Origin of the sequence: Fusobacterium perfoetens (assembly GCF_021531595.1) — a bacterium.
Classification (GTDB): domain Bacteria; phylum Fusobacteriota; class Fusobacteriia; order Fusobacteriales; family Fusobacteriaceae; genus Fusobacterium_B.
Map to the genome: position 1 here is coordinate 1 of NZ_JADYUD010000032.1, position 483 is coordinate 483.

The following is a 483-nucleotide window of genomic DNA, read 5'->3' on the forward strand; positions in this document are numbered from 1 at the left end:
GAAAAGCACGGTAAAAACCGTGCTTTTCTTACTTTTTCCTATAAAAGTTTTCAATTTTTTCAAGGATAAAAATTACAAGACGCATAATAAAAAGTTTTTTATCTGTTTTCAATTAATACCTCCTGTAAAAAGAGATTAGGCATCACTTTCTTGGGCATTGGCAAGGTAGTATTCAAAAGCAGCAATTTCAGCTTTTTCAGTGTCAATTCTTTTGATGGAAGCCTCTCCAGATTTAATTTCTTTCTTAATGGAATCAATCCATTCAGTGAAAGAAGAATAAGCAGATTCAGGTGGAAATTCTTCTCCTTTATCAACTAAATCCTGCACATAAGTAAGCACTGCCTTATCATCATCAAGTTCTTTCATATAAGAATTTTCTCTTTCAATAGATTTCTTTAATTTTTCAAGAACTCCTGTGATAACCTCTTTTGTTTCTGTTACTGTTAAAGCCATTTTTTTACCTCCTGTGTTTTTAAAAGATTT

1 protein-coding gene is annotated in these 483 nt (G+C 31.1%); it reads right to left on the reverse strand.

Features of this window, described 5'->3' with window-relative positions; translation table 11 throughout:
* Positions 1–135: 135 nt before the first annotated feature.
* Positions 136–453 carry a hypothetical protein gene (locus I6E17_RS09815; protein WP_235237093.1) on the reverse strand — a complete coding sequence of 106 codons (318 nt, stop codon included), beginning with the start codon at positions 451–453 and terminating at the stop codon, positions 136–138.
* Positions 454–483 lie beyond the last annotated feature (30 nt).